Source organism: Falsiroseomonas stagni DSM 19981 (assembly GCF_900114315.1).
Lineage (GTDB): Bacteria > Pseudomonadota > Alphaproteobacteria > Acetobacterales > Acetobacteraceae > Falsiroseomonas > Falsiroseomonas stagni.
Genome location: NZ_FOSQ01000003.1, coordinates 18,941 through 31,178 on the forward strand (window position 1 = coordinate 18,941; position 12,238 = coordinate 31,178).

Sequence of the window (12,238 nt, forward strand, 5' to 3'; positions counted from 1 at the left end):
CGCATCATTGCGAACAAACATCCGTATCATCCCCCCACTTCGATCCCTGGCGGCGAGCGTGAGGGGCACGCCGCCCCCGGGCGCTGACAAATCCGCTGGACATTTTTGCATACAATAGCCAATACCGATCACGTCGGCTCACGCTTGCGTGATCAACGGCACTGAACCCTTCGCCGCCGGGGCGTTACCGCCTCAGGCCCTTCCAGGTCCGCCTCCCCGTCCACGGAGTTTCGCGTGATCCCTCATCAGCCCCCGCTTCAGCCCCTCTTCCAGTCCTTCTTCCTGGGCGGGTTCGAATGCTCGACCCACCGCAACATGTCCCGCCGGCGGCTCGACATGATCGCCGCCACCCGCCACGACCTGCTGGCGCGGGAGGATTACGCGCAGCTGGCCGAGCATGGCATCCGCGCGGCGCGGGACGGGGTGCGCTGGCATTTGGTCGAGACCTCCCCGGGCCATTACGACTGGTCCGCGGTCCTGCCGCTGATCCGCGCGGCCGAGCAGGCGGGCACGCAGGTGATCTGGGACCTCTGCCACTACGGCTGGCCGGATGACCTCGACGTCTTCTCCCCCGCCTTCGTCGATCGCTTCGCCCGCTACGCCGCCGCCTTCGCCCGGCTGCACCGGGAGGAGACGGGCCGCGCCCCCTTCGTCTGCCCGGTGAACGAGATCAGCTTCCTGGCCTTCGCCGGCGGCGACATGGCGCGCTGTTCCCCGCATGAGACCGGGCGCGGCATGGATTTGAAGCGCAACCTGGCCCGCGCCGCCATCGCCGGCACAAGGGCGGTGCGGGATGCGACGCCGGGCGCGCGCTTCGCCGCCGTCGACCCCGTCATCAACATCGTGCCGCGGGAGGATGCGGAGGCCGAGGAGGTCGCGCGCCACAATGCCAGCCAGTGGCAGTCCTGGGACATGCTATGCGGGCGGGAGGAACCGGGGCTCGGCGGGTCGGAGGACATCCTGGATGTCGTCGGCGTGAACTACTACTGGAACAACCAGTGGCTGCATCACGCGGAACCGCTGAGCGTCTTCGACAGCGCCCGCTTCCGCCCCTTCCGGGACCTGCTGGCCGATACCGCCCGCCGCTACGCGCCGCGCGGCATCTTCGTGGCGGAGACGAGCATCGAGGGCGCGCCCCGCGCCCCCTGGCTGCGCTACGTGGCGGAGGAGACGATGGCGGCCCGCCAGGCCGGGCTGCCGGTGCATGGCGTCTGCCTGTATCCCGTCATCTCCCACATGGGATGGGATGAGGATCGCTACTGCCCGAACGGGCTGTTCGAGCTGACGCCCCGCCATGGACGGCGGGAGGTGCACCGCCCGCTGGCGGCGGAGCTGGCCCGGTTGCAGGCGACGTTCCGGGAGCAGGGGGTGGAGGCCGCGCGCAGCGCGGTCGGCTGATCCGCCGGCAGGGCGATTCCAGGCCGGAATCGCCCCCCTTCGCACTTTCATCGCTTTCTGGTCGAAGCGCGGCCTTGACCCCGGGCCGCGACGTGGCATGTCCCGCGCACCATGGATCTTCCCAGCCCTTCCCTGCCCGTCCCGACCGCCACCGGCGGGCGTCGCCGCGTGGCGGTGGTGCTGTTCAACCTCGGCGGCCCCGACGCGCCGGAGAGCATCCGCCCCTTCCTGGTGAACCTTTTCACCGATCCCGCCATCCTGCGCGTGCCGGGCTTCGTGCGCCCCTGGCTGGGCCGCATCATCGCCTGGCGGCGGACCAAGCCGGCCACCGAGAACTACGCCATCCTCGGCGGCAAGTCGCCCTTGCGCGAACTGACGGAGGAGCAGGCGGCGGCGCTGGAGGTGCTGCTGACCGACCGGGACGGCACGACCGAGACCAAGTGCTTCGTCGCCATGCGCTACTGGCATCCGATGAGCGACGAGACCGCCCGGGCCGTGAAGGAATGGGCGCCGGACGAGGTGCTGCTGCTGCCTCTCTATCCCCAGTTCTCCACCACGACCACGGGCAGCAGCGCCATCGACTGGGCGCGGGCCGCGGCGCGCGCGAAGCTCGACGTGCCGACCACCACGCTCTGCTGCTTCCACTCCCACCCCGGCTTCGCCAAGGCCACCGCGGCGCTGGTGCGCGGCGCCTGGGACAAGGCGCGGGCGGATCTGGACCCCGCCATTCCGCTCCGCGTGCTGTTCAGCGCCCATGGGCTGCCGGAGAGCATCGTGAAGTCGGGCGACCCCTACCAGTGGCAGGTGGAACAGACCGTCGCCTCCGTGATGGCGCATCTGGACCTGCCGGACCTCGACCACGTCGTCTGCTTCCAGTCCCGCGTCACGCCGCAGAAATGGATCGGCCCCTCGACCGAGGATGAGCTGGAACGGGCGGGGCATGACAAGGTGGCGGTGCTGGTGGTGCCGATCGCCTTCACCTCCGAGCATTCGGAGACGCTGGTCGAGCTGGATGTGGAGTACCGGGAGGAGGCCGAGAAGCTCGGCGTCCCCGGCTACTACCGGGCGCCGGCGCAGAATTCGGACCCCGCCTTCATCGCTGCCCTGGCGGATCTGGTCGGACATGCCAGGGGCAGCGGGCGGAACCTGTGTTCCTTCGCCGGCCCCCGGCAATGCCCGAAGCAGCATGGCGATTGCCCCCATGCGACGCTGATCGCTGCGATGCAGCGCGCCCGGGAACGCGCATGACCCGCCCGGGCCCGGGCCTGGCGAAGCGCCCGGCCGCCGTGCTGTTCGATTGCGACGGCGTGCTGGCGGATACCGAGGCGATGCACAACCGCATCATGGCCGAGGAGATCAGCGCGCTGGGCTGGGAGATGACAGCCGAGCAGTGCGAGCGGCATTTCATGGGCCTGTCCTGGGAAGCGATCGTGCCCCGGGTTCAGCAGCGGCTGGGGCCGGATTCGGTGCCGGCGGACTTCATCCAGGGCGTGGTGCGCCGGGTGCTGCACGAACTGCATTCGGAAGTCGTGCCGGTGCCGGGCGTGCTGGCGGCACTGCAGACCATCATCGCCGCGGGGATCCCGGTGGCGGTGGCCAGCAACTCCTCCCGCCCCGAACTCAACACCAAGCTGGCGGGGCTCGGCCTGGCGGAGACCTTCCGCGGCCGGTCCTTCACCTACAACGACGTGCCGAACCCGAAGCCGGCGCCGGACATGTATCGCGCCGCCGCCGCCGCCTGCGGGGTGGACCCGCATGATTGCGTGGTGGTGGAGGACAGCGTGACGGGCGCGCGGGCCGGCCGGGCCGCGGGCTGCCGGGTGCTGGGCTTCGCGCACCCCACGCCGGCCGCCGCCCTGCAGGCCGTGGGGGCCGAGACCTTCACCAGGATGGCGGAACTGCCCGGGCTGCTGGGGCTGGAGCCGGCAGGGTAGGCCTGATGGGGCAGGGCTGACGCCGTCTGCCGAGGGCTGATAGCCTTCGCGCGGGGAGGATCGGCACATGCGGTTCATGAGATTCATCGGCGCGGCGCTGCTGGCGCTGGCAGCCGGCACGGCGGCGGCGCAGGATTTTCCCGCGCGTCCCATCACGCTGATCGTGGGATATCCCCCGGGCGGCAACACGGATCTGATGGCGCGGGCATTGCAGCCGGAACTGTCCCGCGCGCTCGGCCAGACGGTAGTGGTGCAGAATCGCGGCGGCGCGGCGGGCACGATCGGCGCGGCGGAAGCGGCACGGGCCCGGCCGGATGGGCTGACGCTGCTGTTCAGCCCCAACAACCCCATCACGGCCCAGCCCCACCAGGTGGCGCTGAGCTACGGCATGGACAGCTTCCGCTTTCTCTGCCTGGTCTATGACAACCCGCAGGTCGTCGTGCTGGGCCGGCAGGCACCCTTCACGGACCTGGCCGGCATGGTCGCCTTCGGGCGACGGGAGAAGGAGGCGCTGATCTTCGGCTCCCCGGGCCAGGGCAGCACCCAGCACATCCTGACCGCCGCCCTGCTGAAGGCGAACGGGATCGAGGGGCTGCACGTGCCCTTCACCGGCGCCGGGCCGATGGCGCAGGCGGCACTCGGCGGGCAGATCCACATGTTCATCGAAAGCGGCTCCATCCCCGCCGCCACCGGCCTGCCCGTGCTGGGCGTGCTGGCGCGGGAGAGGCTGGCAGGGCTGCCTGGGGTGCCGACGCTGGCGGAGCTCGGCCAGCCCCTGGAAGGCAGCTCCCATGGCGGCATCCTGGCACCGGCCGGCATCCCGGATGCGGCGGCGGCGGTGCTGGAACGCGCCTGCGCCAGCGCGGTGGGGGCCGAGAGCTTCCGGACGGCGGCGGAGCGGCTGAACGCCATCCCGCTGCACCTCAACGGCGCCGCCTTCCGCGAGCGCTTCGCGGCCGAAAGCGCGATGAACGCCACCGTGCTGCGCGACCTGGGCCTGGCGCGAGAGGGAACCCGATGACGATCGACCTGCTGGCGCCAGCCTATCCCTGGATCAAGTCGCTGCACGTCATCTCGGTCATCGCCTGGATGGCGGGGCTGTTCTACCTGCCGCGGCTGTTCATCTACCACATGCAGGTGGCGCCGGAGGATGTGCGATCCCAGACCTTCAAGGTGATGGAGCGCCGGCTGCTCAAGGCCATCATGAATCCGGCGATGATCGCCACCTGGGTGTTCGGCCTTCTGCTGGTGCTGACGCCGGGGGTGGTCGATTGGACAGCCGGGTGGTGGCACCTGAAATTCGCCTCCGTCCTGGCGATGACCTGGTTCCACATGGATCTGGGGCGCGCACGCCGGGCCTTCGAGCGTGACGAGCGGCCGCGAACGGAACGCGGCTGGCGGATGCTGAACGAAGTGCCAACCGTCCTCATGATCATCATCGTGTTCATGGTGATCGCGAAGCCGTTCTGAGTCGCCGCAGCCTCACGTCAGGATTGCCTGCTCACGATCTATTGTATACGAATTAGGCTCCTGCAGGGGGAGGGGCCTTCATGGCGGCGGAGACCGAGTGGGCGCCAGCGGAGGGCGCGCTGCGGGAAACCTGGCGGCTGGCCCGAGGCTGGTATGGCGACGCGCCGCTGGTGGCCTGGGGGCTGACGGCCGCGGCGGTGGCGCTGACGCTGACGCTGCTGCAGATCGCGCTGTCCTACGCCTTCAGCGACTGGCAGCGGAACGCCTTCGACGCGCTGGATCAGCGCGATGCCGCGGCCTTCCAGGGGCAGCTCGGCTGGTTCGTGGCGCTGACGGGGCTCAGCATGGCCGTCGCGGTCGGGCGGCTCTGCGCACGGCAGGTGCTGGGCTTCCTGTGGCGGCGCTGGCTGGTGCTGAAGCTGCAGGGCGCGATGCTGATCAACCACCGGCACTACCGGATGGAGATGGGGGAGGGGGGCGTCGACAATCCCGACCAGCGGATCGGCGAGAACACCCGCTGGGCTACCATCATGACGGTGGACCTGGCGCTGGGGCTGCTGCACAGCGTGGCGCTCTTCGCCTGCTTCGCCGGGCTGCTCTGGCACCTGTCCGGCACGCTGGCGGTGACGATCGGCGGCACCACGATCGGCGTGCCGGGCAGCATGCTCCTCGCCGCAGCGCTCTATTCGGGGCTCGGCGCGCTGGTGGTGTGGCGGGTCGGGCGGGCGATGCCGCGCATCCACCTCGACCGCAACCAGGCGGAAGCCGACCACCGCTTCGCGCTGCTGCGCATCCGGGAACATGCGGAGGGGATCGCGCTGATCCGCGGCGCGGCGGATGAGGAACGCGGCCTGGCCCGTGCCTATGGCCGGGTGGAGGGCGCGATGCTGCGGCTGCTGCGGAGCGAGCGGCAGCTGATGTGGCTGGGTGCGGGCTACATGGCGGTGGCGGGGGTGCTGCCGCTGCTGCTGGGCGCGCCCCGCTTCTTCGCCGGCGCCATCACGCTCGGCGTGCTGATGCAGATGACTCAGGCCTTCGTGGAGGTGACGCGGGCGCTGTCCTGGTTCGTGGAGAACTGGCCGCGGCTGGCCGATTGGCGCGGCCATGTGGTGCGGGTGGTGGAACTGGAACGCGCCTGCGAGGCCGCCGATGGCGCGGCCGGGCAGCCTGGCATCGCCATCGCGCCGGGACCGGCGCTGAGACTCTCCGGCCTCAACCTGGGCACCGCCGGCGGCCGCGCTTTGGTGCTGGACGCCGAGATCACCCTGCGGCCGGGGGAGCGCGTGCTGGTGACCGGGGAGAGCGGCAGCGGGAAATCGACGCTGTTCCGCGCCATCGCCGGCATCTGGCCCTGGGGCCAGGGCCGCATCGCGGTGCCGGATCGCACCGCGACGCTGTTCATGCCGCAGCGCCCCTATTTGCCGCTCGGCAGCCTCCACGCCGCGCTGGCCTATCCGGCCGCGCCGGACACCTTCGGCCAGGCGGACGCTGCGGCGGCGCTGCGCCGCTGCCGGCTGGGAGCGCTGGTGCCGCAGCTCGACCAGGTGGCGCGCTGGGACAGGGTGCTCTCGCTCGGCGAACAGCAGCGCCTGGCCTTCGCACGGCTGCTGCTGCACCGCCCGCGCTGGGTGTTCATGGACGAGGCGACCTCCGCACTCGACGAGGCGAACCAAGCCGCCATGTTCGCGCTGTTCGAGGCGGAGCTGGCCGGCGCGGCGCTGCTGTCGATCGGCCACCGGCCGGGGCTCGACCGTTATCACGATCGCGTGCTGGCGCTGCGGCCAGGCCCCGATGGGGCGCGGCTGGAGCCGGTGGCGGCGGCGGCGAGCCTATGGCCCGTCGAAGCCTTCCGGCGGGGCGGGGCGTGGGATGGCATCTCAGCGGCGGGCCGAAACCCCTTGAATGTGCGGCGTCGCCTTCCATCTGCTGGTTGACGGGGGCGGTTCACCTCCTTAGGGTCGAATCGCCTTCCGGCAATCGGTCGTGCGTTGCCCCCTTCTTCCTGGCGGTTCCCCGGTTCGGGTTCCAGGCGGTCGGTGCGGCGCTGCCGGTCCCTCCCTCCCCAAGCTCCCTGGTCACCGCGACAAAGCCCGAGAACGGGGCGCGCGGCGGGCAAAGGGCACGGTGATGTCGGCCTCGCGGCCACGCTGCCTGCCTGCTCCGCCTCTGCCAGGGGTCGCCTGATCTCCCTTACCGCGGGACGCGTCCGCCCATGCATCTTTCCGAACTGAAGGCCAAGTCACCGGCCGATCTGCTTGGCTTCGCCGAGTCGCTCCAGATCGAGAACGCCTCATCCCTGCGCAAGCAGGACATGATGTTCGCGATCCTGAAGACGCTGGCGGAGAACGAGCAGGCCATCTACGGCGATGGCACGCTGGAGATCCTGCCCGACGGCTTCGGGTTCCTCCGCAGCCCCCAGGCGAACTTCCTGCCGGGGCCGGACGACATCTACGTCTCCCCCGCCCAGGTCCGGCGCTTCGGCCTGCGGACCGGCGATACGGTGGAAGGCCAGATCCGCGCGCCGAAGGATGGGGAGCGGTACTTCGCCCTCCTCAAGGTCGATACGATCAACTTCGAGCCGCCTGAGGCGCTGCGGCACCGCATCAACTTCGACAATCTGACGCCTCTCTACCCGACGCGGCGCCTGAAGATGGAAAACCCGGACGCCGAGGCGGTGGCGAAGGGGCCGACCAAGGACTACACGCACCGCGTCATCGACCTGGTGGCGCCCATCGGCATGGGCCAGCGCGCGCTGATCGTGGCACCACCGCGCACCGGCAAGACGGTGATGCTGCAGAACATCGCCAAATCCATCACCGCCAACCACCCCGACGTCTTCCTCATCGTGCTGCTGATCGATGAGCGGCCGGAGGAAGTGACGGACATGGCCCGCACCGTGCGGGGGGAGGTCGTGGCCTCCACCTTCGACGAGCCGGCGACGCGCCACGTGCAGGTGACGGAGATGGTGCTGGAGAAGGCGAAGCGCCTGGTGGAGCACAAGCGGGATGTCGTCATCCTGCTGGACTCCATCACGCGCCTGGGCCGCGCCTACAACTCCGTTGTGCCGTCCTCCGGCAAGGTGCTGACGGGCGGCGTCGACGCCAACGCCCTGCAGCGGCCGAAACGCTTCTTCGGCGCGGCGCGCAACATCGAGGAAGGCGGTTCGCTGACCATCATCGCCACCGCGCTGATCGATACCGGCAGCCGCATGGACGAGGTGATCTTCGAAGAGTTCAAGGGCACCGGCAACAGCGAGCTCATCCTCGACCGCAAGCTGTCGGACAAGCGGACCTTCCCGGCGATCGACATCACGAAGTCCGGCACCCGCAAGGAAGAACTGCTGGTGGACCGCGGCACACTCTCGAAGATGTGGGTGCTGCGCCGGATCCTGAACCCGATGGGCACGCAGGATTCCATGGAGTTCCTGCTGGACAAGCTGAAGTACAGCAAGACCAACCAGGACTTCTTCGACGCGATGAATACCTGAGGGATCGCAGGCGACGCGGGCTTCCACCCCGTCGCCCCGCCCGCTACCGCGGCAGCGATTGCAGCATGCGCAGGGCCCGCCGCGCCTGGCGGGCCGCGGCATCCTCATCCACCGATTCCAGCGCCCGCAGCGCGTGACCGATGGGCCGCAGGGCGGCGGCGGGACGCGGACCGCCGGCCTCCACGGCGACCAGCACCGCATCGCGTGCAGCCTCCAGCGCCGCAGCCGCCATCAGGGCGCGGCGCATGGGGCGGTTCACGCCCTCGGCCTCGATATCATTGGCGCAGCGCGGGCAGAGCACGGCCACGGCGAAGCGGAGCTGTTCCTCCGCCCGGGTCACCGGGCTGGCGCCGGCAGCGGCCGGGCCTGGCAGCAGGCAGAGCAGGAGCGCGGCCATGCCTGCCGCAAGCCTGCCGGATCGACGCCGCATCCCATTCTCTCCCGCAGGCCAGCCAGGGAGCCGCCGGGCCTGCCGCATGCGGGATGCGGCGGGACCCGGCATGGCGCAATATGCCCGCTGAAGGACACCGAGACACCCATGGACACCATCGCGATTCCCGACACGGCCCGGACAGAGACCCCCGCCGCACGGGTGCTGCGCGCCGCCACCTTCGCCGCCCGCGTGCACGCCACGCATAAGCGAAAGGGCGCATCCGCCGAACCCTATGTGAACCATGTGCTGGAGGTTGCGGCCATCCTGGCCGCGCATGGCGCGCCGGAAGAAGCGATCCTGGCCGGCTTGCTGCACGATACGGTCGAGGACAGCGACAAGGACCCCGAGCCGATCACGCATGAACGCCTGGTGATGGAGTTCGGCGAAGTGGTCGCGGGCGTCGTCGCCGAGGCAACGGATGACAAGACGCTGCCGAAGGAAGTCCGGAAGGCGCTGCAGGTGAAGCACGCCTCGAAGAAGACCGATGCGGCCAAGATGCTGAAGCTGGCGGACAAGATCTCGAATCTCCGCGCCATCGCGGCCAGCCCGCCGGCGGGGTGGGACCATGCCAGGCGGCTGGAATACATCGGCTGGGCCGGGCGGGTGGCGGCCGGGCTGCGGGGGGTGAACCCGGCCCTGGACGCGCTGTTCGATGCGACCTACCGGGACGCCGTGGCAAGGCTGGCCCAGGAAGCGTGAGAGCAGGCATGCGTGTGAGTGAATTTCCCGGCGTCTTCGCCGTCGAACAGGCGACGCTGACGGCGGTGCCGGCGCCGAAGCTGATCTTCGATGGACCCTTCGTGGTGCGCCGCTACCTCGGCGGCACCGGCCGGGCCAATGCAGCCTGCCCGATGGACCCGCGGCCCGATGCGGACCTTGCCACGCGCATCGAGCGGATCGAGGCCTTCTACGCCCGGATGGGCCAGGTCTGCCGCTTCCGCTCCACGCCGCTCGACCCCGAGGGGATGGTGCCGATGCTGGAGGCGCGGGGCTACCGGCGCCATGACGAGAGCCAGGTGATTGCGGGGCCGCTGGCCGGTTTCGCGAAGTCCGATCCCGCGGTCGAGATCCTGTCCGGGCCGGAGGATCGCTGGATGGCGGTGGTAGCGACGGCCGAGCACCAGTCGCCCGCACGGCGGGCAGAGAAGGCAGGCATGGCCGATCTGCTGGCCGTGCCGGCGGCCTGGGTGCTGTTGCATGAGGATGGCGTACCGGCCGCGACGGCCTTCGTGACGGCCGATGGTCCCTTGGCCGGCCTGTTCGACCTCTCGGTCCGTCCGGAGTTCCGGCGCCGCGGCCTCGGCCAACGGGTGATGGCGGCCGCCGGCGCCTGGGCTGCCGCGCAGGGCGCCAGTTGGGCCTATGCCCAGGTCGCCTGCACGAACAAGGCGTCACTCACGCTCAATGCCGGCCTCGGCCTGATCGAGCGCTACCGCTACGTCTATTTCCTGAAGAACTGACGGCGGGGTCCGGGGGCCGCCACGGCCCCCGGCGGGGGTACGGGGGCAGCGCCCCCGTGCATCCCCTTCACGGCAGCAGAACGGTACTGCCCGTCGTCTTCCGCGCTTCCAGCGCCCGATGCGCATCCGCCGCATCCTTCAGCGCGAAGCTCTGGTTCACCCGGATCTTCACCGCGCCCTTGGCGACGACGTCGAACAGCGCCGCCGCATGCGCTTCCAGGTCTTCACGCTTGGACGTGTAGGTCGCGAGTGTGGGGCGCGTCAGGTAGAGCGAGCCCTTGGCCGCGAGGATGCCGATATCGGTGGTCACGGGGCCGGAGGCGTTGCCGTAGGACACCATCATCCCGTAGGGCGCCAGGCAGTCGAGCGAGGTCGTGAAGGTATCGCGGCCGACGCTGTCGAAGACGACGGGCAGCATGGCGCCGCCGGTGATCTCCTTCACCTTGGCGGGCAGGCCTTCGATCCCGACCACCACATGGTCCGCGCCATGGGCCTTGGAGAGTTCGGCCTTCTCTTCCGTGCTGACGCAGCCGATGACGGTGGCGCCGAGATGCTTGGCCCATTGCGTCATGATGAGGCCGACGCCGCCGGCGGCCGCATGGACCAGGATGGTCTGGCCGGGCTGCACCTTGTAGGTGCGGGTCAGCAGGAAGCCCGCGGTCATGCCCTGAAGCATCATGGCGGCGGCCTGGTCGAAGCCGATCGCCTCCGGCACCTTCACGAGGCGGTCGGCCTTGATGGTGCGGGCCTCCGCATAGGCGCCGATCGGGGCGGTGGCGTAGGCCACGCGGTCGCCCGGGGCGACGTTGGTGACGCCCTCGCCGACGGCCTCGACGATGCCGGAGGCTTCCATGCCGATGGTCGCCGGCAGGGCGGGCGCCTTGTAGAGGCCCGTGCGGAAATAGACGTCGATGTAGTTCAGGCCGACGGCCTTGTGGCGGACCAGCGCTTCACCGGCCTTGGGCGCGGGGAGGGGAACTTCCTCCCAGACCATCTTCTCGGGGCCGCCATATTCGTGGACGCGGATGGCATGGTTCATCGGGGGGTGGTCCCTGGAGATGAGGGGAAGAGCTCGGCCTGGGGGCCTTGGGGGGTGGCGGTCGCGCGCCGCTCCAGATCGAGCAGCACGCGCTTGGTGGAGGCCCCGTCACCGCCGGAGTAGCCGCCGAGCCTTCCGGCCGCGGCAACCACGCGATGACAGGGGATGACGATCGGTATCGGGTTGGCGCCATTCGCCTGTCCGACGGCGCGGGCGGAAGAACCAAGTGACTGGGCGAGGTCACCATAGGACCGTGTCTCGCCGGGGGGAATGGCGCGCAGCGCGTCCCAGACCCGACGCTGGAAGGCGGAACCGAAGGGCGCGAGGGGAAGGTCGAAGGCCGTGCGCTTGCCGTCGAAATAGTCCTGCAGCTGGGCGACGGCTTCGACCAGCAGGGGTGTGCGGTCCTGGTCGCGGCCGCGGCCCCAGTCTAGGGCCACGATAGCGCCGTCCTCCTCCGAGAAGGTCACATCGCCAACGGGGGTCAGGCAGGAGAGTTGGGGCATTGCATCCGTCCAGGGCGCGCCATGCGCCACATTCCCGGGTCCCTCGTCAAGCGGGGGTGGGGTCGCTACATCGGTCGAGCCGCCGCCCTTGCCGGGAGTTTGCCTGTGACCGATGCGCCTGTCGCCGCCGCGATGCCGGAGGCCGATCCGCCGCCCTATTTCACTGCCCACGTCTTCATCTGCTGCAACCGCCGGCCGGACGGCCACAAGCGCGGTTCCTGCGCGGCCCAGGGCAGCGAGGCGCTGCGCGACTACATGAAGGTGCGGGCCAAGGAGCTTGGCCTGAAGGGTGTGCGGGTCAACCAGGCCGGCTGCCTCGACCGCTGCGAGTTCGGACCGACGCTGGTGATCTACCCCGAGGGCATCTGGTACGCCCCGAAGACGCGGGAGGATGTGGACGAGATCCTGACGGCGCATCTGCGACAGGGCGGCCGGGTGCGCCGCCTGATGCTGACGGAACATGACGTCGCGCCGAAGGGCTGACACGCCCGTCCTGTTTCACGTGAAACAC

Annotated in this window: 13 protein-coding genes; 10 read left to right on the forward strand and 3 right to left on the reverse strand. The window is 70.1% G+C overall.

Features of this window, described 5'->3' with window-relative positions:
- Positions 1-234 precede the first annotated feature (234 nt).
- The 7 genes from BM041_RS10300 to rho all read left to right on the forward strand — a co-directional run bounded on the left by BM041_RS10300 (position 235) and on the right by rho (position 8,289).
- The gene (locus tag BM041_RS10300) at positions 235-1,398 is read left to right on the forward strand and encodes a beta-glucosidase (RefSeq protein WP_217648677.1); all 1,164 of its coding nucleotides are present in this window, start codon (positions 235-237) and stop codon (positions 1,396-1,398) included.
- A gap of 111 nt (positions 1,399-1,509) precedes the next feature.
- The gene (gene hemH, locus BM041_RS10305; protein ID WP_092959084.1) at positions 1,510-2,646 is read left to right on the forward strand and encodes a ferrochelatase; all 1,137 of its coding nucleotides are present in this window, start codon (positions 1,510-1,512) and stop codon (positions 2,644-2,646) included.
- Complete coding sequence (locus tag BM041_RS10310) at positions 2,643-3,332, forward strand: HAD family hydrolase (RefSeq protein ID WP_092959086.1); 690 nt, start codon at positions 2,643-2,645, stop codon at positions 3,330-3,332. Before hemH ends, BM041_RS10310 begins: the two co-directional genes overlap by 4 nt.
- A 67-nt stretch (positions 3,333-3,399) precedes the next feature.
- Positions 3,400-4,353, forward strand: a complete 954-nt coding sequence (locus tag BM041_RS10315) for a tripartite tricarboxylate transporter substrate binding protein (protein ID WP_092959088.1) — start codon at positions 3,400-3,402, stop codon at positions 4,351-4,353.
- Positions 4,350-4,802 (forward strand): protoporphyrinogen oxidase HemJ, encoded by a 453-nt coding sequence (hemJ, locus tag BM041_RS10320; RefSeq protein ID WP_092959090.1) that lies wholly within the window; start codon positions 4,350-4,352, stop codon positions 4,800-4,802. The genes BM041_RS10315 and hemJ overlap by 4 nt, the downstream gene beginning before the upstream one ends.
- Before the next feature lie 80 nt (positions 4,803-4,882).
- Positions 4,883-6,736 (forward strand): ABC transporter ATP-binding protein/permease, encoded by a 1,854-nt coding sequence (locus tag BM041_RS10325; RefSeq protein WP_092959092.1) that lies wholly within the window; start codon positions 4,883-4,885, stop codon positions 6,734-6,736.
- A gap of 278 nt (positions 6,737-7,014) precedes the next feature.
- A complete protein-coding gene (rho, locus tag BM041_RS10330) occupies positions 7,015-8,289 on the forward strand; it encodes a transcription termination factor Rho (protein ID WP_092959094.1) in 1,275 nt (424 codons plus the stop codon).
- 43 nt (positions 8,290-8,332) lie between these two features.
- Here the strand turns inward: rho and BM041_RS10335 are convergent, their stop codons facing one another.
- Positions 8,333-8,686, reverse strand: a complete 354-nt coding sequence (locus tag BM041_RS10335; RefSeq protein WP_092959096.1) for a hypothetical protein — start codon at positions 8,684-8,686, stop codon at positions 8,333-8,335.
- 141 nt (positions 8,687-8,827) lie between these two features.
- On the opposite strand from BM041_RS10335, the gene BM041_RS10340 reads away from it, so the two are divergent.
- Both BM041_RS10340 and BM041_RS10345 read left to right on the forward strand, forming a co-directional pair.
- On the forward strand, positions 8,828-9,421 hold the full coding sequence (locus BM041_RS10340; protein WP_092959098.1) for an HD domain-containing protein: 594 nt from the start codon (positions 8,828-8,830) through the stop codon (positions 9,419-9,421).
- 14 nt (positions 9,422-9,435) lie between these two features.
- A complete protein-coding gene (locus BM041_RS10345) occupies positions 9,436-10,182 on the forward strand; it encodes a GNAT family N-acetyltransferase (RefSeq protein ID WP_245762020.1) in 747 nt (248 codons plus the stop codon).
- Between the two features lie 67 nt (positions 10,183-10,249).
- Here BM041_RS10345 and BM041_RS10350 read toward each other — a convergent pair whose 3' ends face one another.
- Together BM041_RS10350 and BM041_RS10355 are read right to left on the reverse strand one after the other, a co-directional pair.
- Positions 10,250-11,221, reverse strand: coding sequence for a quinone oxidoreductase family protein (locus BM041_RS10350; RefSeq protein ID WP_092959102.1), 972 nt, complete (start codon positions 11,219-11,221; stop codon positions 10,250-10,252).
- A complete protein-coding gene (locus BM041_RS10355; protein ID WP_092959104.1) occupies positions 11,218-11,727 on the reverse strand; it encodes a methylated-DNA--[protein]-cysteine S-methyltransferase in 510 nt (169 codons plus the stop codon). Before BM041_RS10355 ends, BM041_RS10350 begins: the two co-directional genes overlap by 4 nt.
- Before the next feature lie 105 nt (positions 11,728-11,832).
- Between BM041_RS10355 and BM041_RS10360 the strand changes: the two genes are divergently transcribed.
- A complete protein-coding gene (locus BM041_RS10360; RefSeq protein ID WP_456303958.1) occupies positions 11,833-12,210 on the forward strand; it encodes a (2Fe-2S) ferredoxin domain-containing protein in 378 nt (125 codons plus the stop codon).
- Positions 12,211-12,238 lie beyond the last annotated feature (28 nt).

Excerpts from the sequence above, each read along its gene's own strand:
- hemH (WP_092959084.1), top strand. The coding sequence starts at position 1,510 with ATGGATCTTCCCAGCCCTTCCCTGCCCGTCCCGACCGCCACCGGCGGG.
- BM041_RS10310 (WP_092959086.1), top strand. The coding sequence starts at position 2,643 with ATGACCCGCCCGGGCCCGGGCCTGGCGAAGCGCCCGGCCGCCGTGCTG.
- BM041_RS10315 (WP_092959088.1), top strand. The coding sequence starts at position 3,400 with ATGCGGTTCATGAGATTCATCGGCGCGGCGCTGCTGGCGCTGGCAGCC.
- hemJ (WP_092959090.1), top strand. The coding sequence starts at position 4,350 with ATGACGATCGACCTGCTGGCGCCAGCCTATCCCTGGATCAAGTCGCTG.
- BM041_RS10325 (WP_092959092.1), top strand. The coding sequence starts at position 4,883 with ATGGCGGCGGAGACCGAGTGGGCGCCAGCGGAGGGCGCGCTGCGGGAA.
- rho (WP_092959094.1), top strand. The coding sequence starts at position 7,015 with ATGCATCTTTCCGAACTGAAGGCCAAGTCACCGGCCGATCTGCTTGGC.
- BM041_RS10335 (WP_092959096.1), bottom strand. The coding sequence starts at position 8,686 with ATGGCCGCGCTCCTGCTCTGCCTGCTGCCAGGCCCGGCCGCTGCCGGC.
- BM041_RS10340 (WP_092959098.1), top strand. The coding sequence starts at position 8,828 with ATGGACACCATCGCGATTCCCGACACGGCCCGGACAGAGACCCCCGCC.
- BM041_RS10350 (WP_092959102.1), bottom strand. The coding sequence starts at position 11,221 with ATGAACCATGCCATCCGCGTCCACGAATATGGCGGCCCCGAGAAGATG.
- BM041_RS10355 (WP_092959104.1), bottom strand. The coding sequence starts at position 11,727 with ATGCCCCAACTCTCCTGCCTGACCCCCGTTGGCGATGTGACCTTCTCG.